This window comes from Nonomuraea sp. NPDC050153, assembly GCF_044460125.1.
Taxonomy (GTDB): domain Bacteria; phylum Actinomycetota; class Actinomycetes; order Streptosporangiales; family Streptosporangiaceae; genus Nonomuraea.
The window spans coordinates 15,622-38,945 of record NZ_JBITJQ010000056.1 but is presented as its reverse complement, the minus strand read 5'-3'; the positions used below and the strand labels follow the sequence as shown (position 1 = coordinate 38,945).

26 protein-coding genes are annotated in these 23,324 nt (G+C 70.8%); 13 read left to right on the top strand and 13 right to left on the bottom strand.

From position 1 onward, the window contains the following. Positions 1–107: 107 nt before the first annotated feature. Together ACIBQ1_RS59125 and ACIBQ1_RS59120 are read right to left on the bottom strand one after the other, a co-directional pair. Positions 108–434, bottom strand: a complete 327-nt coding sequence (locus ACIBQ1_RS59125; RefSeq protein ID WP_397292138.1) for a DUF4190 domain-containing protein — start codon at positions 432–434, stop codon at positions 108–110. 58 nt (positions 435–492) lie between these two features. Continuing rightward, a complete protein-coding gene (locus ACIBQ1_RS59120; RefSeq protein ID WP_397292137.1) occupies positions 493–915 on the bottom strand; it encodes a hypothetical protein in 423 nt (140 codons plus the stop codon). A gap of 110 nt (positions 916–1,025) precedes the next feature. Between ACIBQ1_RS59120 and ACIBQ1_RS59115 the strand changes: the two genes are divergently transcribed. Continuing rightward, positions 1,026–1,448, top strand: a complete 423-nt coding sequence (locus tag ACIBQ1_RS59115) for a nuclear transport factor 2 family protein (protein WP_397292136.1) — start codon at positions 1,026–1,028, stop codon at positions 1,446–1,448. 3 nt (positions 1,449–1,451) lie between these two features. Here the strand turns inward: ACIBQ1_RS59115 and ACIBQ1_RS59110 are convergent, their stop codons facing one another. Next, entirely contained in the window at positions 1,452–1,829 is a 378-nt protein-coding gene (locus ACIBQ1_RS59110; protein ID WP_397292135.1) for a hypothetical protein, read from the bottom strand. A gap of 112 nt (positions 1,830–1,941) precedes the next feature. After that, positions 1,942–3,288, bottom strand: coding sequence for an MFS transporter (locus tag ACIBQ1_RS59105; protein ID WP_397292133.1), 1,347 nt, complete (start codon positions 3,286–3,288; stop codon positions 1,942–1,944). 112 nt (positions 3,289–3,400) lie between these two features. Between ACIBQ1_RS59105 and ACIBQ1_RS59100 the strand changes: the two genes are divergently transcribed. Further along, on the top strand, positions 3,401–4,810 hold the full coding sequence (locus ACIBQ1_RS59100) for a purine-cytosine permease family protein (protein WP_397292131.1): 1,410 nt from the start codon (positions 3,401–3,403) through the stop codon (positions 4,808–4,810). 35 nt (positions 4,811–4,845) lie between these two features. After that, positions 4,846–5,310: a hypothetical protein gene (locus ACIBQ1_RS59095; protein WP_397292130.1), complete on the top strand. Its 465-nt coding sequence runs from the start codon at positions 4,846–4,848 to the stop codon at positions 5,308–5,310. Positions 5,311–5,333: 23 nt separating this feature from the next. On the opposite strand, the gene ACIBQ1_RS59090 is transcribed toward ACIBQ1_RS59095, so the two are convergent. After that, positions 5,334–7,133 (bottom strand): alkyl/aryl-sulfatase, encoded by a 1,800-nt coding sequence (locus ACIBQ1_RS59090; protein WP_397292129.1) that lies wholly within the window; start codon positions 7,131–7,133, stop codon positions 5,334–5,336. A 133-nt stretch (positions 7,134–7,266) separates the two neighbouring features. Between ACIBQ1_RS59090 and ACIBQ1_RS59085 the strand changes: the two genes are divergently transcribed. From ACIBQ1_RS59085 to ACIBQ1_RS59075, 3 genes are all read left to right on the top strand, one after another. Next, entirely contained in the window at positions 7,267–7,896 is a 630-nt protein-coding gene (locus tag ACIBQ1_RS59085; protein WP_397292127.1) for an HAD family hydrolase, read from the top strand. 58 nt (positions 7,897–7,954) lie between these two features. Beyond that, positions 7,955–8,893, top strand: a complete 939-nt coding sequence (locus ACIBQ1_RS59080) for a ribose-phosphate diphosphokinase (protein ID WP_397292126.1) — start codon at positions 7,955–7,957, stop codon at positions 8,891–8,893. An 80-nt stretch (positions 8,894–8,973) separates the two neighbouring features. Next, the gene (locus ACIBQ1_RS59075; RefSeq protein ID WP_397292125.1) at positions 8,974–9,702 is read left to right on the top strand and encodes a nucleotidyltransferase domain-containing protein; all 729 of its coding nucleotides are present in this window, start codon (positions 8,974–8,976) and stop codon (positions 9,700–9,702) included. Here the strand turns inward: ACIBQ1_RS59075 and ACIBQ1_RS59070 are convergent. Beyond that, positions 9,683–10,243 (bottom strand): TetR/AcrR family transcriptional regulator, encoded by a 561-nt coding sequence (locus ACIBQ1_RS59070; protein ID WP_397292123.1) that lies wholly within the window; start codon positions 10,241–10,243, stop codon positions 9,683–9,685. The genes ACIBQ1_RS59075 and ACIBQ1_RS59070 overlap by 20 nt on opposite strands. A 72-nt stretch (positions 10,244–10,315) precedes the next feature. Between ACIBQ1_RS59070 and ACIBQ1_RS59065 the strand changes: the two genes are divergently transcribed. The 3 genes from ACIBQ1_RS59065 to ACIBQ1_RS59055 are packed head-to-tail and all read left to right on the top strand — an operon-like array spanning position 10,316 to position 11,914. Further along, on the top strand, positions 10,316–10,945 hold the full coding sequence (locus tag ACIBQ1_RS59065) for an FMN-dependent NADH-azoreductase (protein ID WP_397292122.1): 630 nt from the start codon (positions 10,316–10,318) through the stop codon (positions 10,943–10,945). Then, positions 10,942–11,256, top strand: a complete 315-nt coding sequence (locus tag ACIBQ1_RS59060) for a DMT family transporter (protein ID WP_397292121.1) — start codon at positions 10,942–10,944, stop codon at positions 11,254–11,256. The genes ACIBQ1_RS59065 and ACIBQ1_RS59060 overlap by 4 nt, the downstream gene beginning before the upstream one ends. A gap of 19 nt (positions 11,257–11,275) precedes the next feature. Next, the gene (locus tag ACIBQ1_RS59055; RefSeq protein WP_397292119.1) at positions 11,276–11,914 is read left to right on the top strand and encodes a maleylpyruvate isomerase N-terminal domain-containing protein; all 639 of its coding nucleotides are present in this window, start codon (positions 11,276–11,278) and stop codon (positions 11,912–11,914) included. 48 nt (positions 11,915–11,962) lie between these two features. Here the strand turns inward: ACIBQ1_RS59055 and ACIBQ1_RS59050 are convergent, their stop codons facing one another. Next, on the bottom strand, positions 11,963–12,529 hold the full coding sequence (locus ACIBQ1_RS59050; RefSeq protein ID WP_397292118.1) for a TetR/AcrR family transcriptional regulator: 567 nt from the start codon (positions 12,527–12,529) through the stop codon (positions 11,963–11,965). A 73-nt stretch (positions 12,530–12,602) separates the two neighbouring features. Here ACIBQ1_RS59050 and ACIBQ1_RS59045 point away from each other — a divergent pair, with 73 nt between their 5' ends. Both ACIBQ1_RS59045 and ACIBQ1_RS59040 read left to right on the top strand, forming a co-directional pair. Next, positions 12,603–13,781, top strand: coding sequence for an FAD-dependent monooxygenase (locus ACIBQ1_RS59045; RefSeq protein ID WP_397292117.1), 1,179 nt, complete (start codon positions 12,603–12,605; stop codon positions 13,779–13,781). Positions 13,782–13,841: 60 nt separating this feature from the next. After that, a complete protein-coding gene (locus tag ACIBQ1_RS59040) occupies positions 13,842–14,666 on the top strand; it encodes an NmrA family NAD(P)-binding protein (protein WP_397292115.1) in 825 nt (274 codons plus the stop codon). Here ACIBQ1_RS59040 and ACIBQ1_RS59035 read toward each other — a convergent pair. After that, a complete protein-coding gene (locus ACIBQ1_RS59035) occupies positions 14,627–15,703 on the bottom strand; it encodes an alpha/beta hydrolase family protein (RefSeq protein WP_397292114.1) in 1,077 nt (358 codons plus the stop codon). The two genes, ACIBQ1_RS59040 and ACIBQ1_RS59035, sit on opposite strands and share 40 nt — an antisense overlap. Before the next feature lie 109 nt (positions 15,704–15,812). Between ACIBQ1_RS59035 and ACIBQ1_RS59030 the strand changes: the two genes are divergently transcribed. Both ACIBQ1_RS59030 and ACIBQ1_RS59025 read left to right on the top strand, forming a co-directional pair. Further along, on the top strand, positions 15,813–16,910 hold the full coding sequence (locus ACIBQ1_RS59030) for a sensor histidine kinase (protein ID WP_397292113.1): 1,098 nt from the start codon (positions 15,813–15,815) through the stop codon (positions 16,908–16,910). Continuing rightward, the gene (locus ACIBQ1_RS59025; RefSeq protein ID WP_397292111.1) at positions 16,907–17,554 is read left to right on the top strand and encodes a response regulator; all 648 of its coding nucleotides are present in this window, start codon (positions 16,907–16,909) and stop codon (positions 17,552–17,554) included. Before ACIBQ1_RS59030 ends, ACIBQ1_RS59025 begins: the two co-directional genes overlap by 4 nt. On the opposite strand, the gene ACIBQ1_RS59020 is transcribed toward ACIBQ1_RS59025, so the two are convergent. The 5 genes from ACIBQ1_RS59020 to ACIBQ1_RS59000 are packed head-to-tail and all read right to left on the bottom strand — an operon-like array spanning position 17,551 to position 23,270. Continuing rightward, entirely contained in the window at positions 17,551–18,558 is a 1,008-nt protein-coding gene (locus ACIBQ1_RS59020; protein WP_397292110.1) for an ABC transporter ATP-binding protein, read from the bottom strand. The two genes, ACIBQ1_RS59025 and ACIBQ1_RS59020, sit on opposite strands and share 4 nt — an antisense overlap. Further along, positions 18,555–19,529, bottom strand: a complete 975-nt coding sequence (locus tag ACIBQ1_RS59015; protein ID WP_397292109.1) for an ABC transporter ATP-binding protein — start codon at positions 19,527–19,529, stop codon at positions 18,555–18,557. Before ACIBQ1_RS59015 ends, ACIBQ1_RS59020 begins: the two co-directional genes overlap by 4 nt. Beyond that, positions 19,526–20,407, bottom strand: a complete 882-nt coding sequence (locus ACIBQ1_RS59010) for an ABC transporter permease (protein WP_397292107.1) — start codon at positions 20,405–20,407, stop codon at positions 19,526–19,528. Before ACIBQ1_RS59010 ends, ACIBQ1_RS59015 begins: the two co-directional genes overlap by 4 nt. Beyond that, positions 20,404–21,459, bottom strand: coding sequence for an ABC transporter permease (locus ACIBQ1_RS59005; protein ID WP_397292106.1), 1,056 nt, complete (start codon positions 21,457–21,459; stop codon positions 20,404–20,406). The genes ACIBQ1_RS59010 and ACIBQ1_RS59005 overlap by 4 nt, the downstream gene beginning before the upstream one ends. Beyond that, on the bottom strand, positions 21,456–23,270 hold the full coding sequence (locus ACIBQ1_RS59000) for an ABC transporter substrate-binding protein (protein ID WP_397292104.1): 1,815 nt from the start codon (positions 23,268–23,270) through the stop codon (positions 21,456–21,458). Before ACIBQ1_RS59000 ends, ACIBQ1_RS59005 begins: the two co-directional genes overlap by 4 nt. Positions 23,271–23,324: the final 54 nt, after the last annotated feature.

Here is a 23,324-nt window from a genome sequence, read left to right as displayed (position 1 = left end):
CCGACCTCGTCGCGGCGACTTCTGGGAGCGCGTGCCTGGAGGCTTCGAGCTGCCCGTGATCGAGTACGCCTGGGCCCCGGAAGGCGTCAACGCACTGGCCGGCACCGTCAGAGGTTGAGCCAGTCGAAACCCAGGTTGACCAATTGAGCGAGCTCATCGGGCTGCGTGAGGGCGAAGAACCCGATGACGAGAAACGCCGGTACGACCACGACATAGCCGAGGATGAGACCGGCTACGGCCATGCCGTGGCCCGGCCTGATGCCGCGTTTCGTCTTTCCGGTGGCGGCATGGCCCAGAATGATGGCCACTATGGACGGGATGCCGAGCAGGCACCAACTGCTGACCAGCCCGATGATGCCGAAGACGAGGCTGGCGACGGCGAGGCCCGACGTCGGCGCAGGATTTCCGGGAGGAAACTGCCGCGGCGGCTGCATCTCGTCTCCGTCCTGAAAGGGCTTCGAGCCGCCACGATCTCCCACTTCTTCCCGCCGATCAAGAGCCGCCGCCCTCACAAGAGCGCGTGCGTTCGAAGACGGCGAGCACGCGGGCGGTCGGGTCCGGTGCGCTCTCGTCTCTGAGGCGCTCGGTGAGCAGGAAGCCGGTCAGTTCGAACCCGGCGGCGTGCTCCTCCTCGCCCAGGAAGAAGACCCCGCCGGCGGCGTCCGGGTCCCAGCCACGCGTCAGGGCGTGGTCGACGACCTTCCGCACGTCCCCCGGCGTCGGGTAGGAGCCGTCGCTCGCGCAGCCCCACGGCAGGACCGCCGTCGACAGCAGGTCCGCCTGGAGCACGCGGCTGTTCTTCCCGGCGCCCCAGACCCGCAGGCGGACGCACCTGTGGCAGTCGCGCCCGCCGGACACGTGATGGAGCTCGCCCTTCCACACGAACTCCCGCCCGCCCGCGTGAAGCTTCCGCAACCTCGTCCGGATGGTGATCACCCCCGTGTCGAAGCCTAGCCAACCCGGCACCGGCGATGAGGTCCGATTTCCGCCAGTCCGGTGTCCGGCGCCTCCCTACGATCTTGAGGATGGCACAGGACAACCGGGACACCGTCATCAGCGCGTGGCGGACCTTCGCCGCTCACGACGCCGAGCAGATCGCGGCCTTCTTCACCGAGGACGCCGAGTGGCTGGCCCCCGAGGGCAACGCGACCGCCCTCGCGCTCGACGGCCCGAGCCACATGATCGGCAGGAAGGCGATCGCCCGGTTCATCGCCGACGACTTCCCCCGGCTCTTCGTACGAGATGTCGCCGTCGAGTTCCACGGCGTCTACGCGGCGGGTGATCGCGTGATCGTGGAGGAGACGATGAGCGCGACCCTGGCGAACGGGAACGCCTACGTCAACGACTACTGCTTCGTCTTCGAGCTGAAGGACGGGCTGATCCACCGCGTCCGCGAGTACATGGACACCGCGCGCGGGCACCGCATGGTGTTCGGCACGGCCCGGTGACGGTCATCCTTCGAACCGGATCGTCGCCCCTCCGTCGGTGATCGACAACACGCGGAAGTTGAGGGTGCGCTTCTTCCCGTACCGGAACTCCCCCCTGGCGCCCTCCCCCAGCGACGAGGTCAGGCCGGGGGCCCGCACGACGACCATGTCCTGGTTGAAGATGCCGCCCATGTACTCCTTGGAGACGCGCACTCTGGTGAACCCGTACCGGCTGGAGACGCGGAAGCTCACGGCCCTCGTGAACGTGAACTTACACTTCCCGTCGTAGCAGGCCCGCAGGTTCGGTTTGGCCGCGGCGGCGGCCGGGGCCGCGGCGAGGACCGGCGTCGCGACCATGGCACAGGCGAGGGTCAGGGCGGTGATGGCCATCCGAGGGTGCATGGTCTCCCTTTCGTCGGCTGTCGCGGCCGGTTCGTACGTATTCGCGTAGTTCGGCCGCAGGGGGTGAGGCCTTTCTACAAGCCATCCGCCGGGAGGGGTCCCGGAACGAGCGTCAACGCGTACGGGCGAGGTCGTACGCGGCGGCCGACAGGGCGACGAGGACGAACAGCAGGACCACCAGCAGGCCGTGGCGGAACGCGGTCGCCCAGCCCGCCCCGAGCCCGCCGAAGAACGTGGAGCCGGCCGTCGCGATGCCGATCGCCGAGCCCAGCCGCTGGCCCGTCTGCAGGACCCCCGCCGCGCTCCCGCCGCCCTCGGGCGGGACCTCCGACAGGGTGATGGCCTGGTTGGGCGCGATGACCAGGCCGCTGCCGATGCCCGCGACCAGCAGGGGCAGGGCGGTGGCCAGGCCGGCGCCGGGGCCCGGCACCAGTACGGTGGCGGCCGTCGTCGCCGCCAGGCCGACGATCACCGTGATCAGGCCGATGGCCACCACGCGGCGCCCCGCGCGGGACACCAGCCGCCCTCCCACCACGCTGGCCGAGGCCGAGCCGAGGGCGAACGGCGTGATCGACAGGCCCGCCAGCAGGGCGCTGTAGTGGAGCCCGCTCTGCAGGTACATCGTGAAGATGAAGAAGATGCCGGTGAATCCGGCGAAGTAGAACAGCGCTATGGCCGTGCCGAGGCGATATGAGCGTTTCCTGAACAGCGCCAGGTTCACGAGGGGCTCCCGGCGGTAGAACCGCTCCCACGTCACGAACCCCGCCAGGACCAGGAGCGAGGCGGGGATGAGCAGCCATTTGGCGTTCCCCTCCCACTGGTGGCGCTGGATGAAGGGGAGCAGCAGGCCCGCCACCCCCACGCCCAGCAGGAGGACGCCCACCGGGTCCATGCTCTCCCGCCGCCGCGGCACGTCCTGCCGCGGGGCCGGAAGGACGCGCCAGGCCAGGGGCAGCAGCACCAGCCCGATCGGCACGGTCACCAGGAACACCCATCGCCACCCCAGCTCGGGCCCGGACAGGGTGACCAGGGCGCCACCGATCAGCGGCCCGGCGGCCGTGGAGACGCCGATGGTGGCGCCCAGCGCGCCGAACGCCCGGCCCTGCTCGTGCCGCTGGAACATCTGCTGGATCAGCCCCGAGACCTGCGGGTTCACCGCTCCGGCCGCCAGGCCCTGCACGAGCCTGGCCACGATCAGCACCGTCATGTCCCAGGCGAGGCCGCACGCCGCGCTGGAGAGCGTGAACAGCGCCACGCCCCACATGAACAGCGTCCTGCGGCTCCTGGCGTCCCCCAAGCGCCCGGCCGGGATCAGCAGGAGGCCGAACGTCAGCGCGTAGCCGGAGACCGTCCACTGCAGGCCGTCCTCCGTCGCGCGCAGGCCGGCGCGGATCGACGGCAGCGCCACGTTGACGATGCTCACGTCCAGGCCGGTCATGAACGCCGCGACCAGGCACACGGCCAGCGCGCGCCGCCGCCTGCCGAACCCGGTCCCCGCGCTCGTCGTGCCCAGATTCTCACCGCCCTCCTTAGGGTTCTCTTACCGGGTAGAGGGCGAGTAACGTCCGATCATGGACACGATGACCGTCGAGCAGAACGGCATCAACGCGGTCCCCGAGGCCGAGCGGCACGGCCGGCCGGGGGATCTCTTCTGGCCGTGGGCGGGCTCCAACCTCTCCTTGTTCGGGGTCGCCTTCGGCGTGTACATGGTCGGTCTCGGCCTGGGCGTGATCCCCGCGATCATCACCGGGGCGATCGGGTACGCGCTGTCGTTCCTGCTGGTGGGCCTGGTCGCGGTCGCGGGCACGCGGTCGGGCGTGCCGACGATGACGCTGGGCCGGGCGCCGTTCGGCTACCAGGGGAACAAGCTGCCCGCCGTACTGTCTTACGTCTCGAACGTCGGCTGGGAGATCGTGCTCGTCACGCTCTCCGCGCAGAGCGGCGCCGCGATCCTCGCGCGGCTGGCGCCCGGCATCCCCGCCACCACGGCCACCGCTGCGTGCTTCGCCGTCGCGGCCGTCGTGGTGATCGCGGTCGGCGTGTACGGCCACGCCATGATCATGGCGGTCCAGCGGTACCTGACGTACGCGTTCGTCGTGCTGACGATCGTCTACATGGCCCTCATGCTGCCGAAGCTCGGCGGATCGCTGAAGAGTGGCGGGAGTCCCGGCGAATGGGTCGGCGGGGTCGTCTTCGCCATGACGCTGCTGGGCCTGGGCTGGGTCAACTGCGGCGCGGACTACTCCCGCTACCTGCCCGCGAACTCCCGGCCGCGATCGGTGGCGCTGTGGACGACGCTGGGGGGCGCGGTGCCGCCCATGGTGCTGCTCGTGTTCGGCGTGCTGCTGGCGGGCGGCGATCCGAAGCTGGCCGAGGCGGCCGGCGGCGACCCGGTGGGCGCGCTGGCCGGGGCGCTGCCGACGTGGTTCCTGCTGCCGTACCTGCTGACCGCCATCGGCGGCTTCCTGGCCGGGGCGATCATGGACATCTACTCGTCCGGGCTGTCGATGCTGGCGCTCGGCGTCCCGGTCAGGCGGCACTATGCGGTGCTGATCGACGGCGTGCTCATGGTGCTCGGCGGCTACTACCTGCTGTTCGTGTCCGGCAGCTTCCTCGGCACCTTCCAGGCGTTCCTGGCGATCATCGGGGTGGTGATGGCGGCCTGGGTGGCGATCTTCCTGGTGGACATGTGGCGGCTGCGCGCGGGCGGCAGGTCCTACGACGAGCGGCTGCTGCGGCCGGGCGCGCCCGCGCTCAGCTGGGCCGGCCTGGTGTCGCTGGTCGTGGCGTCGGCCGTGGGGCTCGGGCTGATCACGTCGGCCGACCCGAACATCGCCAGGATCGTCGGCTTCCTGATGAGCGACGAGATGAGGACGGGCACGTTCGCAGGGGCGAACATCGGCGTGGTCATCGCCCTCGTGTCGGCCGGGCTGCTGTACTTCCTGATCACCGTCTTCACCCGGCGGCGCAGCGGGACGTGACGCCGCCGAGGCCCTGGGGTTACTCTTGGTGAGTAATGATGGACATTCCGTCGCGGCTGCTGCGGTGGGCTGTGCATGTCACGGCCTGCGGGCTTCTCGTGCTCGCAGTGGTGAGCTCGCTGCGCGAGGGCCAGATGGCCGTGGCCGCCGGAGGTCTGCTGCTCGGCCTCGCCCATGCCGCCGGCCTGGTGGTGTCCGGAGGCCGGCGGGGCGTGTGGCTCGGGGTCGTGACCGCCGGGTGGGTGGTGCTGGCCGTGGCGGCGCCGCCGTACGTGTGGCTGGCCTTTCCGCTGCTGTTCGCGTACCTGGACGTGCTGCCGCTATGGGGGGCGATGTTCGGGGTCACGGTGCTGACCTCGGCGGCGATCCTCGCGGCGGCGTGGCACGCCGGCGAGCTGACCCTGCCGCTGGTGGTCGGGCCGGGCATCGGGGCCGCGGTGGTGACGCTGCTGGCGCTGGCCGGCAAGGCGCTGCGCCGCGAGGTCGAACGGCCGGAGTAAAGGGCCCGGAGGGGAGGGCCCGGTCAGGCGGTCACGATGGCGAAGTCGGGCACCGAGCGGTCGAGCACGGCGACCAGCCGCTGCAGCGCCCCCGTGTCGCCCTCGCGCTCCACGCCCCCGACGCCCTTGCCCGCCAGCAGCCCCACGAGCTGGTCCTTCGTCAGCCGGAGCGTCAGGTCGGCGCTCTCGTCCGCGGGCTCCCGCTGCTGGATGAGCGCCCCGTTCGAGAGCGTCGTACGGTAGCGCTCCCCCAGGTCGGTCAGGTGCCAGTCGATCGAGAGCCGCTCGTGCCAGGCACGCGGCCCGTCCACGCGGATCGCGAGCGAGTCGAAGATCTGCTCCACGGACAGCGCGGTGAGCAGGTCGAGCGAGGTGGAGTCCACGGTGGCGGGCACGATGCCTTCTGACAGCTCCAGGGCGCCCATGAGGTAGAAGTTGCGCCACACGGCGTTCTCGGCGCCGTGTCCGAGCCTGGTGTAGACCTCGGCGAGCAGGTCGCGGGCCTCCTTGTTGCCCTCGTCGGCGAAGACGGCGTGGTTGAGCAGCTGGGCGGCGAAGCGCAGGTCGTTCTCGTCGATGTAGCGCCTGGCGAACGCGACCACGGCCGAGCCGCCGCCCAGGCAGTCGACGTACCGGACGGCGCTCTCCCGGGGCGGGTGCTCCCACAGATGCGCCGGGTTCCCGTCGAACCACCCCAGATAGCGCTGGTAGACGGCCTTGACGTTGTGGCTGACCGAGCCGTAGTAGCCGTGCGTGTGCCAGGCCAGCTCCAGCTCGGGCGGCATGTGCATGACCTCGGCGATCTCGGGTCCGGTCAGGCCCTTGTTGAGCAGCCGCAGCGTCTGGTCGTGCAGGTACGCGTACATGTCCCGCTGCTGCTCCAGGAACCGTACGATGCCGTCGCGGCCCCAGGTGGGCCAGTGGTGCGAGGCGAACGCGACGTCGGCCCGGCCGGCGAACAGCGTGACGGCCTCGTCCAGGTAGCGCGCCCAGGCGCGGGCGTCGCGGACCATCGCGCCGCGCAAGGTGATGATGTTGTGCTGGTTGTGCGTGGCGTTCTCGGCCAGGCACAGGGCGCGGCGGTCGGGGAAGAGGAAGTTCATCTCGGCGGGGGCCTCGGTGCCGGGCGTGAGCTGGAAGAGCATCCGGACCCCGTCGACGGTCTCCTCCTGGCCGGTGCGGGTGACGTCCACCGTGGGCGGGATGAGCGACACGGTGCCCGTCGAGTTGGTCATGCCCAGGCCGCAGCCGATCTGGCCCTCGGGCGAGCGGGGCAGGGCGGGGCCGTACATGTAGACGGCCCGGCGGGTCATGGCGGGGCCCGCGTAGACGTTCTCCGACACCGCGTGCTCCATGAACCCCTCCGGGGCCAGGATCGGCACGCCTCCCCCTGTGACGCCGCGTACGCCGCCGAAGTGGTCGATGTGCGAGTGCGTGTAGACCACGCCGGTGACCGGGCGGTGGCCGCGGTGCTCGCGGTAGAGCCGGAGCGCGGCGGCGGCGCACTCCGTGGAGATCAGCGGGTCGATCACGAGGACGCCGCGCTCGCCCTCGACCAGGGTCATGTTCGACAGGTCCAGGCCGCGTACCTGGTAGACCCCCTCGGCGACCTCGTACAGACCCTGCCTGGCGCACAGCTGGCCCTGGCGCCAGAGGCTGGGGTGGGCCGTCGCCGGGCACTCCGCCTGAAGGAAGTCGTAAGAGTCGTTGTCCCAGATGACCCGGCCGTCCACCGTTTGGATCACTGCCGGACTCAGCTTCGCGATGAACCCGCGGTCCGCGTCGGCGAAGTCGTCCTTGTCGTGAAATGGAAGGTCTGCCATGTCTAGCCGAGTGCCCGGGAATCACACCAGGTAGCTCAACAAACACCCCTAATAGCATGAATCTAGGGCAATAAGGACAGTCCTGGCTCGGGTTCGCGAGGCCGTGTGGTTGGCTTGTCGGGTGGAAGCGTGCGTGTTCGACCTCGATGGCGTGCTGGTGGACTCCGAACCCGTGTGGGAGGAGGTGCGCCGGGCGTTCGTCGCCGAGCACGGCGGCACCTGGCAGCCCGACACGCAGTCAAGGCTCATGGGCATGAGCACCGGGGAGTGGGCCGCGTACCTGCACTCGCTCGGGGTGTCGATGCCCCCCGACGAGATCGCGCGGGGCGTGGTGGACCAGATGGCCGCCCGCTACCGCGACGAGGTGCCGCTGATGCCGGGGGCGGTCGAGACCGTACGGCGGCTGTCCGACGCCGTCACGCTCGGGCTGGCCAGCTCCTCGCCGCGCAGGTTGATCGACGCGGTGCTGGACGCGGCCGAGCTCAAGGAGTGCTTCGCGGCCACGGTCTCGACCGAGGAGGTCGCCCGCGGCAAGCCGGCGCCCGACGGGTATCTCGAGGCCGCCCGGCGGATCGGGGCGGATCCGCGGAAGTGCGTGGCGGTGGAGGATTCGAGCAACGGGCTGCGGTCGGCGCACGCGGCGGGCATGCGTGTGATCGCCGTGCCGCACCCGCGCTATCCGCCCACTCCCGACGCGCTGGCGCTGGCCTGGCGCGTCCTGCCCGGTCTCGACGAGCTGACCCCCGATCTGCTGCTTGTTTGAGCACAGCGCCGGGTCGCTCTCGTGAACGCCGAGGTCGGGTGGCTATGCTTACGGAATCGTGCGAGACATCACGGTTTTCTCTGGTAGTGCCCATCCTGAGCTGGCGGAAGAGATCTGCAAGCACCTGGGCACGCCGCTCCACCCGGTGCGCATCGAGCGCTTCGCCAACGACGTCCTCGAAGTGCAGCTCCAGGCCAACTGCCGTGAGCGCGACGTGTTCCTCATCCAGCCGCTCGTGCCGCCCGTACAGGAGCATCTGGTCGAGCTGCTGCTGATGCTGGACGCGGCGCGGGGCGCGTCCGCGGCGCGGACCACGGTCGTCCTCCCGCATTACGCCTACGCGAGGTCGGACAAGAAGGACGCCCCGCGCATCTCGATCGGCGCGCGGCTGGTCGCCGACCTGATGGTGGCCGCGGGCGCCAGCCGGGTGCTGGCGATGACGCTGCACTCGCCGCAGGTGCACGGCTTCTTCAGCGTCCCCGTCGACCACCTGCACGCGCTGCGCGAGCTGGCCGCGCACTTCCGCCGGTACGACCTGTCGAACACGGTCGTCGTCTCCCCCGACCTCGGCAACGCCAAGGAGGCCGCCCACTTCGCCCGCCTGCTCGGCACCGAGGTCGCCATGGGCGCCAAGCAGCGCTTCAGCGACGACCGCGTGGTGATCAGCTCCGTGATCGGCGACGTCGGGGGCAAGGACGTGATCATCCTGGACGACGAGATCGCCAAGGGCAGCACGGTCATCGAGCTGCTCGACCGGCTGCGCGAGCGCGGGGCGCGCTCGGTGCGGGTGGCCTGCACGCACGGGCTGTTCGCCGGCGGGGCGGTGGAGCGCCTGAGCGCGCTGCCGGAGGTCACGGAGATCGTCTGCACCAACACCGTGCCGTCGCCCAGGCCCAGCGACAAGCTCACGGTGCTGTCGATCGCGCCCGCGCTGGCCGAGGCCATGCGCCGCATCCACGACGGGGAGTCGGTGAGCGCGCTGTTCAACGCGTCGTGAGGGCCTGACCGGAGCCGCGGGGACCCGCTGTGATCTGCGCGGCTTTCCCACTCCACCCTTTATCGATCATAGTTGCCAGTATGCACGCGGGGACCGAACGACTGCTGAGCGACTTTCTCCGGGCGGTCGAACCGGCCGTGCCCTTGGTCGCGTTATGGGCGCACGGTTCGCTGGCCACCGATGACTACCAGCCTGGGCGCAGCGACCTCGACCTGATCGCGATCGTCGACACACCGGTGACGATGGAGCAGTGGCGCCGGATCAAGGCCGCCCACCGGGCGCTCGACGGGCCGCTGACCGCCCAGCTGCACTGCTCGTACCTGGCCAGGGAAGAGCTGGCCGACCCCTCGATCGAGCACGTGACCTGGGCGCACGAGCGCATCTTCCGCCGCCCCGTCACCGCGGTCACCCGCCGCGAGCTGCACGAGGGCGCCCTGGAGCTGTACGGGCCGTCGCCCGCCGGGCTGCTGCCGCCGGTGCCGGACGAGGAGCTGGCCGACTTCGTCCGCGGCGACCTGCGCGACTACTGGCTCGTCAAGACGCGGGCCCGGCGGCGCTGGCTGCGCGACATCTGGGTGGACCTGGGCCTGCTCACGGTCGCCCGCGCCACGGTCACGCTCCGGGAAGGGCGGATGATCACCAAGCGGGAGGCCCTCGACGTGCTCGCCGAGCTGGGGGCCCCGGAGAACGTGGTGGCCGACATCCGGGCCCGCCGCTACGGCACGGAGCGGCCGGTGCTGAGCCGGTTCAGGAGGGGGAGGCTGGCCCGCGCGTTCGTCAGGTCCGCCATCAGGAAGGCCCTGACCTGAGGGTCGCCGTGAGCTCGGCCAGCGCCCGCGTGATCTGCTCCGGGGTCAGGCCGAGCGCCGAGCGCTGGTAGCCGTACACCTCGGGGGCCAGGGGCGCGAGCAGGACGTCCACCAGGGCGTCGGGGTCCGGGGTGCGGGCGGCGACCAGGAGCGCGCGCACGTGCGCCCGCCAGAAACCGTACGCGCCCGTCTCGAAGCGCGAGCGGCCCACTTCCGAGCCGAGGACCAGGTGCCGATGGTCCTCCAGCAGGCGCACCATCGCGGCGTAGAAGGCGGCCAGCCGCTCGCCGGGCGGCGCTCCCGGGCCGAGCGGCGGGTCGCCGCGCAGCAGCCGCTCCTGCAGCGCCCGCTCGTGCTCGTCGAGGAGCGCGACCGCGATCGACGCCCGGTCGGGGTAGCGGCGGTAGAGCGTGCCCCGGCCCACCCCGGCCTTCTTGGCGATGTCCTCCATCGTCACGTCCTGCGGGGGCCGCTCCGCGAAGAGCCGGGCGGCCGCCTCCAGGATCCGCGCGCGGTTCCGCGCGGCGTCGGCTCTCTCCATGCCTCCGATTGTATGTGGACGCATCGTCCGGTTATATTGAAGTGGACAGCGTGTCCACTTCAAGGAGAGACCATGTTGCTGCATCTGGACGCGAGCGCGCGCCGGGCGTCGTCGTTCTCGCGCAGGCTGTCCGCCGTGTACGCCGACACGTGGCGGGCCGCGCATCCCGATCGCCGGTACGTCTACCGGGACCTGGCCGAACAGCCGGTGCCGCACATCGGCGAGGCGTGGACCGAGCTCTGCGACCACATCCTCGAACACGAGATAACCGACATTTCGCGATATCGGGAGGCGGTGCGGACGCCCGCCCGGCGGCAGGCGTGGGCCGTCGTGGAGCCGCTGCTCGACGAGGTGGTGGCGGCGGAGGTGATCCTGATCGGCACGCCGATGTACAACTACTCGATCCCCTCATCGCTGAAGGCCTGGCTCGACCAGATCACGTTCCCGAAGATGTCGCTCGAAGGCCGCTCGTTCGTGGTGACGAGTGCGCGGGGCGGCGCGTACGGGCCGGGCACGCCCCGCGAGCCCTACGACCACCAGGAGCGCTACCTGCGCGACTTCTTCAAGGGGCACTTCAGGGTCGAGGACGTGACGTTCATCCACGCGGAGCTGGTCAACGCGCGGCTCGACCCGGCCCTGGCACACCTGCGCGACCGGCACGAGGAGTCCCTGACCGCGGCGCTCAAGGAGGCGGCCCGGTGAACTGGCTCGTCCTGCTCCTCGCCGGCCTCGTCGAAGTGGCCTGGTCGCAGAGCATCAAACCGACACAGAACTTCACCCGCCCCGCGCCCACGCTCGTGTGCCTCGTCCTGATGGCCGCCGCCATCTGGCTGCTCTCCCAGGCGATGAACACGCTCCCCGTCGGCACCGCGTACGCCGTCTTCACCGGCATCGGCGCGGTCGGCGCGATCACCCTGGGCATCGCGGTCAGCGGCGACCCCGTCTCTCTCGGCAGGCTGGCGGCGCTCGCCCTGATCGTCGGAGGGATAGTCTTGGCGCGAATTACCACCTAAACCAGGGAAAGGGCGGCAAATGGGGGAGATCAGGCAGTCCTATCTGGTGGCCGCGGCGTCGGCGGTGTCGCTGTTGAGCGATCCTGCCGTGGCGTCCGCCTGGGACAAGCCGAGCGCCTTGACCGAGTTCAGCGTCGCGGGGCTGGCGGGGCACCTGGCCCACCAGCTCGTCAGGGTTCGCGACGTGCTCACTCCGGACGGGGAGACCGGCGAGCCGATCGAGCTGCTGGAGCACTTTACGAGGTCGCCGTGGGTGCAGGCGGGGCTCGACCACGAGAGCAACGTGAGCGTCCGGCGCGGCGGCCAGGCCGCCGCCGCGGACGGGCCCGCGGCGCTGGTGGACCGGACGCAGGCACTGCTCGACCTGCTGACCGCCGCACTGCCCGCCGAGCCCGGCGACCGGGTCGTGCACCTGCCGTGGACGGGCTGGTCGCTGCGGCTCGACGACTTCCTGCTCACGCGGCTGATGGAGCTGGTCGTGCACTCGGACGACCTGGCGGCGAGCGTGGGCCTGGACACGCCGGAGCTGCCGTCCTCGATCATCGACCCCGTGGTCGAACTGCTGGCCCGGCTCGCCGTCCACCGGCACGGGGCCACGGCGGTCATCCGCACGCTGAGCCGCGCCGAGCGCGCCCCGGCCACCATCAGCGCCTTCTGACCCACAGCCACCGGCCAGCACCACCACTGGACGTTGGGATGGGCGGGGTCAGGAGGCGAAGGAGCGCAGGGCCGTGACGACCTCGCGGCCCGACAGCGCGCTGTCCGGGTCGAGGAGCCACTGCGACAGGAACCCCGTCAGCAGCGCCTGGTAGAGCGTCCCCGCCAGCCGCTCCCGCTCCGGGTCGCCCCCCGGCGCCACCCCCTCGAACAGCTCGGCCAGCCCCTGCCGCGCCTCCGCCGTGGCGGCCACCAGTTGCTCGCGCACCTCCGGCAGGTGGTCAATCTGCCCCAGCAGCTCGAACTGCGTCAGCCACAGCGGCCGGAGGCGGGTGAACGACTCCACCACCCGATCCCAGGCCGCCTCGAACCGCTCCAGCGGCGTCGCATCCGGCTTGACGTCGGTCGACAGGATCACCGCCAGGTCGTCCCCCCACTCGCGCATCGCCTCGAAGAGCGCCTCGTTCATCAGCGCCTCCTTCGACTTGAAGTGGTAACCGATGCCCGCCAGGCTCACCCCGGACGCGTTGGCGATGTCGCGCGCCGTCGTACGCGAGTAACCCTTCTCGATCAAGCACCGCTTGGCCCCGGCCAGCAGATCTTCCCTGTTTCCCATGCTCGCAGACTAGCACAAGTGTCTGGAAAATTCGTCCTAGACAAGCGTCTGAGACACATGTACCGTCAGGGCCATGACGAAGAGCATCCTCATCTCGGGCGCAAGCATCGCCGGCACCTCCACCGCGTACTGGCTCAGGCGGCACGGCTTCGACGTGACCGTGGTCGAGCGGGCCCCCGCGATCCGCGAGGGCGGCTACAAGGTCGACATCCGGGGCGCGGCGCTCCAGGTCGTCGAGCGCATGGGCCTCATGGCGGCGGTTCGCGAGGCGAGCACGGACATGCGGATCGCCACCCACTACGACGCCAGGGGCAGGAAGGTCGCGAGCATGGACGCCGACCTGTTCGGCGGGCGCACGGGCGACGACGCCGAGATCATGCGCGGCGACCTCAACGACCTCCTGTACGACCTCACCCGCCACGACGTCGAGTACGTCTTCGGCGACTCCGTCACGGGCATCGCGGAGGACGGCACGGTGACGTTCGAGCGCTCGGCGCCCCGCAGGTTCGACCTGGTCGTCGGGGCCGACGGCGCCCACTCCAACACCAGGAGGATCGCCTTCGGCGAGGAGTCCGAATACGCCCGCGACCTCGGCTACTACATCTCCATCTGCACCGTCCCCAACACGCTGGGCCTGGACCGCGAGGAGGCCGTGCACGTGGCCCCCGGCCGGACCGCGAACGTCTACAGCACCCGCCGGGGCACCGGCGCCAAGGCCCTGTTCATGTGGTCGTCCGAGCCGCTGGCCTACGACCACCGCGACATCGAGGGCCAGAAGAACCTGCTGGTGAAGGCCATGGCGGGCGTCGGCTGGGAGGTGCCCGAGCTGCTGGAGTCCGTACGCGACGCCAAGGACTTCTACTTCGACTCGGTCAGCCAGATCCACATGGACCGCTGGTCCAAGGGGCGCGTCGTGCTGGTGGGCGACGCGGCGTACTGCGCCTCGCCGGCCTCGGGACAGGGCACGAGCCTGGCACTCGTGGGCGCGTACGTGCTGGCGGGCGAGCTGGCGAAGGGCAGCGGGGTGGAGGGCTACGAACGCGAGATGCGCGAGTACGTCGACGCCAACCAGGCGCTCGGCCCGGCCAACGTCAAGGGCATGGTGATCGGCTCGGCCGCGGCCGTCTGGTTCCAGACCAGGATGATCAGGCTGCTCCCGCACCTGCCCGGCCGCGACCGGATGATCGAGAGGATCACCGGCCCGATCCACCGCGCCGCGAACGCCATCTCGCTCAAGAACTATGTGGAATAAAGCGTTCCGTTCTGCTAATCTAAGAGCAGAACGTTCCGTTCCAAAGAAAAGGGGTTCGCCATGACCATCCTCGTCACCGGAGCCACCGGGACCGTCGGCCGTCTCGTCGTCGACGAGCTCCTCGCGGCCGGGCAGCGCGTACGCGCCCTGACCAGGAACCCCGCCAAGGCCGGACTCCCCGAGGGCGTCGAGGTCGTCGCCGGAGACCTCGCCCGGCCCGACTCGCTGAAGGACGCCTTCGAGGGCGTCACCGGCGCGCACTTCATCAACTTCGCGGGCGACGACTACACGCCCCTGCCGGACGGCGCCGCGATCGTGGAGCTGGCCGTCCAGGCGGGCGTGCGGCGGGTCACCGTGCTGGGCGGCCGCGAGGACGGCCCCCTTGAGCAGGCGCTGGCCGCGACCGACCTGGAGTGGACGCTGCTCCACCCGGTCGAGTTCATGTCCAACACGCTGCGCTGGTGGGCGCACACGGTGAAGACGGAAGGCGTCATCAAGGAGCCGTTCGGCGACCGGCTGAGCGCCCTCGTGCACGAGCGCGACATCGCCGCCGTGGCCGCGACGGTGCTGGTCAAGGGCGGCCACGGCGGCAGGACGTACGTGCTGACGGGCCCCGAGGCGATCACGCTCAGGCAGAAGGTCGAGATCCTGGCGGCGTCGATCGGCCGCGACGTCGCGTACGTGGAGCTGACCGTGGACGAGGCGCGGGCCAAGTGGGCCGCCGACGGCATGGGCGAGCAGACCATCGAGTTCCTGATCCAGGCGCTGGGGAACACCCCGGAGGTCGGCTACACGGTGGTCCCGACCGTGCGCGAGGTCACCGGCCGGGACGCGCTCGGTTTCGCTCAGTGGGCCTCGGAGAACGCCGACGCCTTCCGGGCGTGATCGGTGACCTCGGGATAGTCCTCCACGGGGGTCCGCTTGCCGAGCAGGTGCCGGTCGAGGAAGCTGACCAGGTGAGCGCGGGTGATCCGCAGGGCCCGCGCGCCGTCCAGCTCCTGCGCGGGCAGACCGAGCGCCGGCCTGAGCACGGCGTAGTCGACGAACGCCGAGTGGTCGGTTTTCGCGACCGTGATCCAGCGCTTCCAGCCCTTCAGGTTGACCCAGGCCTTGTCCCAGGAGCCGTAGCCGGGCGCGTGCGCCGGCGCCCCGACCAGCATGAACGGCCGGTCGAGCGGCTCGTCCAGCTCGAACGTGCCGTCCAGGTTGACGCCGGCCTTGATCCGGGTGTCGGCGAGCATGCTCTGAGCGGTGGCGAACCCGCCCATGGAGTGGCCTGCCATGGCGATCCGCGACCGGTCGATCACCTTGCCCCACCGGCCCTTGAGCAGCTCGCCGAGCACGAACCGCACGTCCTTGACCCGGCTCGCGGCCACCTTGACGTTGTCCTGGCCCTTCACGCAGGCCAGGCAGGTGGTGGTCCGGCCGTCGGGGAACGTGGTCGCGACCGACTCGTACGTGTGCTCCACCGCCGCCACCAGGTATCCCCTGCTGGCCAGCTCCTCGGCCAGGGAGGTCAGGGTGGCGCGCGGGAAGGAGAAGCCCGGCGACATGACGACCAGGGGCAGCCTGCCCCCTCTGACGGGGGCGCCGAGCCTGGCGTACGTCCTGGTCCTGGTGAGCGCTTCCGGGGAGACGTCCGGGAAGCTCTTGAGGATGGCGGCCGACTCCTGGGGCGTCACGTACGGCGCGGGCCGCCCCGCGGCCTTCTCGGCCGGGTACCAGAGCGAGACCATCAGCTCCCGCCGGGACGCCTCGGGGTTCCAGGGGTCGGGGCGGCTCGAATCCACCAGATGCAGGCTGGTCGTGCCGACGGGCCGGGGCCCGGTCGGCTTCGGAAGAGAGAGGTCGGCGGCATGCGCCGGAGCGGCTCCGGCGAGGACGGCCAGGGACGTCACGACTGTCGCAAGGGTTTTACGCATGGGCCCAGGCTGGTGCCGGGGGCCGCCGCCCGGGACGCCCCGATCGTCGATCGGCTCCTACTACTTTCGTCGTAATGTCCCTTTCCGGTCGGCCCATACGCTGTGAGGCATGCGGTTCGTGCTGCTCGGCGGAGGTGTGTTCGGGGTCTCGCTGCTCGTGGTGATGGGGCAGGGCGGGGTGGCGTCGAGCCTGCCCTTCCCGGTGCTCGTCGCGGTCGCGGGGGTCGCGGGCCTGGCCGCCTGGCAGGTTCGGCGGTCCTGGTGGCCGCTGGCCGCGGTGGGCGCCGTCGGCTACGTGTGGCTGGTGATGTGGCCGCCGCTGCTGGTGGCCTCCTACTACGCGGGCCTGACCCTGAGCGGGCGGCGCCTGGGCGCGTACCTCGGCGGCTGCCTGGCGGTGTGCGGGATCGCCGCGCTCGCGGGCGCGCGGCGGAGCGGCCCGTACGAGCTGATGACCGCCACCACGGGCAACGCCCTGTTCCTGGCGCTGGCCGTGATCGGGCTGCCGCTGGCGCTCGGTCTCCTGGTGCGCGCCCGCCTGGACGCGGCCAGGGAGCGCGCGGAACGCCTCGAACACGAGCAGATCATGCGGGCCGAGCAGGCCAGGGCACAGGAGCGGGCCAGGATCGCCAGGGAGATGCACGACGTGGTGGCGCACCGGGTCTCGCTCGTCGTGCTGCACGCGGGGGCGCTGGAGCTGCGGGCGCCCGACGAGGAGACGGAGCGGGCCGCCGCCCTGATCGGCGGGATCGGGCGCGAGGCGCTGGCCAACCTGCGCGACGTGCTGGGCGTCCTGCGCACGCCTGAGAACTCCGCGCTCCGGCCGCCGCCCACCCTGGAGGACCTCGACCGGCTGCTGGACCAGTCCCGTGCCCTGGGCATCACGGTGACCAGGCACGACGAGGGCGAGGCGCGACCGGTCGAGCAGGCCGTGGAGCGGACCGCGTACCGGGTGGTCCAGGAGGCGCTGACCAACGTGCACAAGCACGCGGGCGACGCCGCCACGGACGTGCTCATCCGCTACCGGCCCGAGGAACTGGAGGTGGAGGTGCGCAACGAGGCGCCCAAGGAGCCGCCCGAGGAGCTGCCCGGCGCGGGCTGGGGGCTGGTGGGACTGCGGGAGCGGGTCGAGCTGCTCGGCGGCACGCTCCGCACGAGTGCGCAGGACGGCGGCGGCTTCCTCGTGATCGCCAGGATCCCGGCATGATCAGGGTGCTGGTCGTGGACGACGAGGAGCTCGTCCGTTCGGGGCTGCGGCTGATCCTGGAGGCGGCGGGCGACATCGCCATCGCCGGCGAGGCCCGCGACGGCGCCGAGGCCCTGTCCGCCGTGCGGCGGCTGCGGCCCGAGGTCGTGCTGATGGACGTCCGCATGCCGGGCATGGACGGCCTGACCGCCGCCGCGCGGCTCCTGGCCGAGCCGGACGCGCCCAAACTGATCATGCTGACCACGTTCGACCTCGACGAGTACGTGCACGAGGCGCTGCGCCTGGGCGCGGTCGGGTTCCTGCTCAAGGACACCCCGCCGAGAGAGCTGGCCGCCGCCGTCCGCACGGTCGCCGGCGGCCAGGCCATGCTCTCGCCCTCGGTCACCAAGCGCCTGATCGCCTCGTACGCGAACCGCGCCCCCTCCCGCGCCGAGGTGGCGCGCAGGCAGCTCGCCCAGCTCACCGGGCGGGAGGAGGACGTGATCAGGGCCCTCGCCCGCGGCCTGTCCAACGCCGAGATCGGCCGCGAGCTACGCCTGACCGAGGCGACGGTGAAGGCGCACGTCAGCCGCGTGCTGGCCAAGCTGGGCCTGGCCAACCGGGTCCAGGCCGCCATCCTGGTCCACGACGCCGACCTGGGCTAACCGCCGACGGCGTCCGCGTAGTGGCAGGCCGCCTGCGCCTCGGGCACGGCGGGCAGGATGTCCAGCAGCTCCGACCGGCACCTGGCGTCCACCCCCGCCTCGGCCGCCTTCCCGGAGGCGAGCACCTGGCAGCGGGCGTGGAAGCGGCACCCGCCCGGGATCCTGGTCGGGTCCGGCGGCTCGCCGGTCAGCACCACCCGCTCGGGAGACTCCGGCAGCACCGACATCAGGGCCTGCGTGTACGGGTGCCGCGGCGCGGTCAGCACCTGCTCCACCGGCCCCGACTCGACGATCCTGCCGAGGTACATGACCGCCACCCGGTCGGCGATGTTCCAGGCCAGGCCGAGGTCATGGGTGACGACCAGCGCCGACAGCCCCAGCTCGTCGCGCAGCCGCAGCAGCAGGGCCAGGATCTCGCCGCGTACGGAGGCGTCCAGCGAGGCCACCGGCTCGTCGGCGACCAGCACCTTCGGGTTCAGCGCCAGCGCGCCGGCGATCACCACGCGCTGCCGCTGCCCGCCGGACAGCTCGTGCGGGTAGCGCAGGAAGAACCGGTCGGGCGGGCGCAACCCCGCCCTGGACAGCGCCTCGGCCACGACCTCCCGCTCGTCCGGCAGTCCGTGGATGCGCGGCCCTTCGGCGACCGCCTCGTACACGGTGTGCCTGGGGTTGAGCGAGCCGGTCGGGTCCTGCAGGACGAGCTGCACCTGCCTGCGGTACGCCTTGAGCGCCTTGGAGCCGTAGTCCAGGGCCGCGCCGCCGTACCGGACCTCGCCCGAGGTGGGGCGTTCGAGGCCGAGCAGCGTGCGGGCCAGCGTGGTCTTGCCGCAGCCGGACTCGCCGACCAGGGCCACGATCTCGCCCTCGCCGACGGCCAGGTTCACGCCGTCCACGGCCTTGGCGCGGCGACCGCGGGAGGAGAACTCCACGTGCAGGTCGCGGGCCTCCAGCAGGCTCGGCCGGGCCGTCGAGACCGCCTCGGCGGTGGTCTGCGTCTCGGTCATGAGGCCCCCTCCTTCTCGCGTACGTGCACGCAAGCGGCGGTACGGCGCTCACCCGCGGGCCACAGCTCCACGTCCAGCGTGGCGCATTCGTCCAGCGCGACCGGGCAGCGCGGGTGGAACGAGCACCCGCCCGGAAGCTGCATCGGGTCGGGCGGGTCGCCCCCGAGGCCCTTCGGCGCCAGCCGCGAGGCCGGGTCGCCCACCGTCGGGAACGCCGCCGCCAGCGCCCGGCTGTAGGGGTGCTTGGCGTCGTGGAACACCTCGGCGGACGGCCCGTACTCGACCACGCGGCCCGCGTACATGACCGCGAGCCGGTCGCACACGTCCGCCAGCACCGACAGGTCGTGCGAGATCATGATCAGCGAGATGCCGTGCTCGGCGACCAGCTCCTTGATCAGGCTCAGGACCTGGGCCTGCACCATCACGTCGAGCGCGGTGGTCGGCTCGTCGGCGATGATCAGCCGGGGCGAGCAGGCCAGCGCCATCGCGATCATCACGCGCTGCCGCTGACCGCCGGACAGCTCGTGCGGGTAGCTGCGCGCCCGCCAGGCGGGCAGGCCGACCTGTTCGAGCAGCTCGGTCACGCGCTTGCGGGCGGCCTCCGGCTTGGCCAGGCCGTGGACGAGCAGCGGCTCGGCGATCTGGTCGCCGATCCTGCGCACGGGGTTGAGCCCGTGCTGCGCGCCCTGGAACACGATCGAGGCCTCCGCCCACCGTACGGCGCGCATGCGGCCCCACTTCATGGTGAGCACGTCCTCACCGTCGAGCAGGATCCGGCCTTCGACGCGCGCGTCGCGGGGCAGGAGCCGCAACAGCGCCATGGCCAGCGTCGACTTGCCGGACCCTGACTCGCCGGCGACTCCGAGTGCCGCTCCGGAGTCGAGCTTCAGCGACACACCGCGTACGGCGGGCACCTCGCCCGAGGCGATGCGGTACGTCACCGACAAGTCGTCCAGTTCGAGAAGACTCATGCCGCCCTCCTGAGCCGCGGGTTCAGCACGGCCTCCAGCGCCCGCCCGACCAGGGTGAACGCCATGACGACGGCCAGGATGGCAAGACCGGGGATGAGGATGTACCACCACGCGCCCTGCGTGGCCGCGCCGAAGTCGTAGGAGGAGCGCAACATGGTCCCCCACGACGTCTTGTTCGCGCTGGCGCCCAGGAAGGCCAGCGTGGACTCGGTGACGATCGCACTGGCCACCTCCAGCGTGGTGCTGGCCAGCAGCAGCGGCGCCACGTTGGGGAGCACGTGCCTGGTCGTGATGTGCCAGTGCCCGGCGCCGAGCGCCTTCGACCGCTCGATGTAGGGCCTGGCCTCGACGGCGAGCGTCTGGGCTCTGATCAGGCGGGCGGTGGACGGCCAGGAGGTGACCGCGATCGCCATGATCACCGTGAACGTGGTCCCGCCCAGGATGGCCGCCAGCACCAGGGCGGTCACCAGCGAAGGCAGCACCAGGAACCAGTCCGTGACCCGCATGAGCACGCCGCCGGCCCATCCGCGGTAGTGCCCCGCGGCGATGCCGATGACCGTGCCGATCACGATGCTGAGCACGGCGGCGAGGAAGCCGATGAGCAGCGAGGTGCGCGATCCCCACCAGACCATCAGCAGGATCGAGCGGCCGGACTCGTCGGTCCCGAAGGGGAAGGCCAGGCTCGGCGCGGCGAATTCGTCCCCGGGGGCATCGACGACGCTGGTCACGCCCTCGTCGATGAACAGCGGCGCGATCAGTGCGAGCACCACGGCGACGAGCAGGACCACCGTCCCGGCGACGCCTGCTCTGTGGGTGCGGAAGTCGGCCCAGAACCGGCTCATGGCGAGCTTTCTGCGGGCCGCGGCGACGCTGGTCATGCCGACCTCACTCTCGGGTCGAGCATGTGGTAGACCACGTCGGCCAGCGTGTTCATGACGATCACGGCCACGGTGATCAGCAGGAACGTCCCTTGCATGAGGGTGAAGTCAGGCACCTTGATCGCGCGGTAGAACAGCTGCCCCAAGCCCGGCCAGGTGAAGATCGTCTCCACGGTGACCGCGCCGCCGACCACGAACCCGATGCGCATGAACACCAGCGTCACCGTGGGCAGCAAGGCGTTGGGCACCGCGTGGCGGCGCCGGACCTCGTCGTCCCGTAGCCCCTTGGCCCTGGCCACGGTCACGTAGTCCTGGCTGATCTCCTCCAGCAGCGACGAGCGCATGACCAGCAGGTACTGGGCGTAGACCACGCCCACCAGGGTCAGGCACGGCAGCACCATGTGCGAGGCCACGTCCAGCACGTACGCGATGCCGTCCGGCGCGTCCACGCTCTCGATGCCCCTGAACGGGAAGATCCCGGGAATGGGCCCGATGCCGACGCCGAGCACCATCATCAGCAGCAGCCCCAGCCAGAACGTGGGCACCGACCAGAGCACCAGCGACACGCCGGTGGAGAAGCGGTCGGTCCTGGTGCCCGGCCGCCATCCGGCCCGCGTGCCCTGCCAGATGCCGAGGCTGACGGCGATGACCAGACCCGTGCCCGCGAGGAGCACCGTCGGGCCGATGCGCTCGCCGATCAGGTCCAGGACCGGGCGCTTGTACTCGTAGGACGTTCCCAGGTCGAGCCTGAGCGTGTTGCCCACGAAGTCGAAGAACTGCTGGAGCACCGGCTTGTCCAGGCCGAGCCGGTGGCGTTCGAGGTCGAGCTGCTCCGGCGTCATGTTGCGGCCCTGCGCCAGGTTGCGCACCGGGTCGCCGGGCAGCAGCCGGAACACGAAGAACGTCCCGACGATCACCATGGCGATGCTGAACAGCGCCCCACCGACCTTGGACAGCGCGTACTGCAGCGTGCCGCGGTGGGTGGAGCGCTCGTCATCACCAGGGCCCGCCGCCTGGGCGGCGGGCTCTGCTGCTTCCAGCGGAGTGGTCATTCGCGCTCGTCGGCGACGGTCTTACGCCGCCTGCTCACGAGGAACACCGCCAGTCCGATGACCACGACGCCGCCCACGACGCCGACGATGAGGCCGGTGTTGGAGCCGCCCCCGCCGCTGCCGCCGCTCGCCGCCGCGGCCTTGACGTCCACGGTGTAGAACGGCCAGTAGCCGCTGCCGCCGTACAGGAGGCCCTTGTCCTCAGGGATCGGGGTGATGCTGGTGACCCGGTCCTTGCGGTAGCCCTCAAGGTCGTTCGGGTAGTAGATCGCGATGATCGGGGCCTCGGTGTAGAGCCGCTCCTCCATCTTCTTGATGGTCTCGGCGCGCTTGGGCCGGTCGAGCTCCTTCAGCTGCTCCTGGTAGAGCTTCTCGAAGGTCTCGTCGCAGAAGAACGACTCGGTGCCGCCGCCCTCGCCGCCCGGGGCCGGCCTGCGGCTGCACAGGTGCGTGGCCAGGACCTCCTCGGGGTCGGGGTTGACCGACCAGCCGCTGATCGCGATGTCGAACAGACCGGTGACGCCCGTCTCCTCGGAGAACTTGCTGGAGTCGACCTTCTTGGTGGTCAGCGTGATGCCGATCTCCTTGAAGAAGCCCGTCAGGTACTCGGCGAGCTTGTCCTCGATCGGGGTGTCGGTGTGGATGCTGAAGCGGAACTCCAGCTTGCGCTTGCCGTCGGGCATCGTGCGGACGCCGTCGGAGCCCTTCTTGTAGCCGGCGTCGTCGAGGATCTTGTTGGCCTTGGCGGGGTCGTAGGTGACCTTCGCGTCGCCCGTGGCCTCCCAGAAGAAGTCCTTGTACATCGGCGGAACGATCGAGCCGTCGGCGGGCTTGGCCAGGCCGTTCTGGACCTCGTCGACCAGCTTCTGCTTGTCGATGGCGTAGTGCAGCGCCTGGCGGACCTTGACGTCCTTCAGGGCCGGGTGGCCGTCACCGACGGGCTTGTTGTCGGTGGTGGTGGCGCCGTGGTTGAGCTGCAGGTACGCCGCGCGGCGGCCCTGGGTGTTCCACGCCTCGATGTTCGGGTCGTTCTGGATGGCCTGGTACTCGGGCGGGGCGAGCCGGCCGATCAGGTCGATGTCGCCGTTCTTCAGACCGGCGATGGCGGCCTGCGGGTTGTCGTAGAAGATGACCTGCAGCTCGTCGATCTTGGGCTTGCCCCGCCAGTAGTTGGGGTTGGCCTGCAGCTTGACGTACTGGTCCTTCTTGTGCTCGATCGCGATGTACGGGCCGCTGGTGACGGCCGGGTACTTCTCGGCGTCGTAGTTGGCCATGTCGGTGACCGACTCCCAGACATGCTTGGGCATGATCGGGATCGGGTTGTCCAGCATGGACGCCTGCGGCGCCTTGAGCTTGATCGTCAGGTCCTGGCCGCTGGCGGTGACGCTCTCGAAGTTCTCGACCGCCGGGCCGTTGGCCGTCTTGGCGGCCTCGTCCGTCATGATCTTGTTGAACGTCCAGGCCGCGTCATCGGCCGTGATCGGCTTGCCGTCCGACCACTTCGCCGCACGGATCTTGAACGTCCACGTGAGCCCGTCGGGCGACGTGGTCCACGACTCGGCCAGGTCCGCGCTGGGCTGGAGCGTCTTGGAGTCGGGCACCGTGAGGAAGCCGTACATCCAGCGGTGGATCGACGTCGAGACCAGGCGGACCGCCAGGAACGGGTTCATCGAGTCCATCGACTGCGTGGCCCCGACGCGCAGGACCTTCTTCCCCGCCGCGGGCTCCTGGGCATGGGCGGCCGTCGCGCCCTGACCCGCCACTAACAGCGCGACACCCAGCACTGCCAGGCGCGCGATCCATTTCCTCATATGTGCCTCACCTTCAGGCGGGGTTTTCCTGTGTAGAGAAAGGCACACCATACG

Coding starts and splice junctions, on each gene's coding strand:
- ACIBQ1_RS59125 (WP_397292138.1), bottom strand. CDS start 434: ATGCAGCCGCCGCGGCAGTTTCCTCCCGGAAATCCTGCGCCGACGTCG.
- ACIBQ1_RS59115 (WP_397292136.1), top strand. CDS start 1,026: ATGGCACAGGACAACCGGGACACCGTCATCAGCGCGTGGCGGACCTTC.
- ACIBQ1_RS59110 (WP_397292135.1), bottom strand. CDS start 1,829: ATGCACCCTCGGATGGCCATCACCGCCCTGACCCTCGCCTGTGCCATG.
- ACIBQ1_RS59100 (WP_397292131.1), top strand. CDS start 3,401: ATGGACACGATGACCGTCGAGCAGAACGGCATCAACGCGGTCCCCGAG.
- ACIBQ1_RS59095 (WP_397292130.1), top strand. CDS start 4,846: ATGATGGACATTCCGTCGCGGCTGCTGCGGTGGGCTGTGCATGTCACG.
- ACIBQ1_RS59090 (WP_397292129.1), bottom strand. CDS start 7,133: ATGGCAGACCTTCCATTTCACGACAAGGACGACTTCGCCGACGCGGAC.
- ACIBQ1_RS59075 (WP_397292125.1), top strand. CDS start 8,974: ATGCACGCGGGGACCGAACGACTGCTGAGCGACTTTCTCCGGGCGGTC.
- ACIBQ1_RS59070 (WP_397292123.1), bottom strand. CDS start 10,243: ATGGAGAGAGCCGACGCCGCGCGGAACCGCGCGCGGATCCTGGAGGCG.
- ACIBQ1_RS59065 (WP_397292122.1), top strand. CDS start 10,316: ATGTTGCTGCATCTGGACGCGAGCGCGCGCCGGGCGTCGTCGTTCTCG.
- ACIBQ1_RS59055 (WP_397292119.1), top strand. CDS start 11,276: ATGGGGGAGATCAGGCAGTCCTATCTGGTGGCCGCGGCGTCGGCGGTG.
- ACIBQ1_RS59050 (WP_397292118.1), bottom strand. CDS start 12,529: ATGGGAAACAGGGAAGATCTGCTGGCCGGGGCCAAGCGGTGCTTGATC.
- ACIBQ1_RS59045 (WP_397292117.1), top strand. CDS start 12,603: ATGACGAAGAGCATCCTCATCTCGGGCGCAAGCATCGCCGGCACCTCC.
- ACIBQ1_RS59040 (WP_397292115.1), top strand. CDS start 13,842: ATGACCATCCTCGTCACCGGAGCCACCGGGACCGTCGGCCGTCTCGTC.
- ACIBQ1_RS59035 (WP_397292114.1), bottom strand. CDS start 15,703: ATGCGTAAAACCCTTGCGACAGTCGTGACGTCCCTGGCCGTCCTCGCC.
- ACIBQ1_RS59030 (WP_397292113.1), top strand. CDS start 15,813: ATGCGGTTCGTGCTGCTCGGCGGAGGTGTGTTCGGGGTCTCGCTGCTC.
- ACIBQ1_RS59025 (WP_397292111.1), top strand. CDS start 16,907: ATGATCAGGGTGCTGGTCGTGGACGACGAGGAGCTCGTCCGTTCGGGG.
- ACIBQ1_RS59020 (WP_397292110.1), bottom strand. CDS start 18,558: ATGACCGAGACGCAGACCACCGCCGAGGCGGTCTCGACGGCCCGGCCG.
- ACIBQ1_RS59015 (WP_397292109.1), bottom strand. CDS start 19,529: ATGAGTCTTCTCGAACTGGACGACTTGTCGGTGACGTACCGCATCGCC.
- ACIBQ1_RS59010 (WP_397292107.1), bottom strand. CDS start 20,407: ATGACCAGCGTCGCCGCGGCCCGCAGAAAGCTCGCCATGAGCCGGTTC.
- ACIBQ1_RS59005 (WP_397292106.1), bottom strand. CDS start 21,459: ATGACCACTCCGCTGGAAGCAGCAGAGCCCGCCGCCCAGGCGGCGGGC.
- ACIBQ1_RS59000 (WP_397292104.1), bottom strand. CDS start 23,270: ATGAGGAAATGGATCGCGCGCCTGGCAGTGCTGGGTGTCGCGCTGTTA.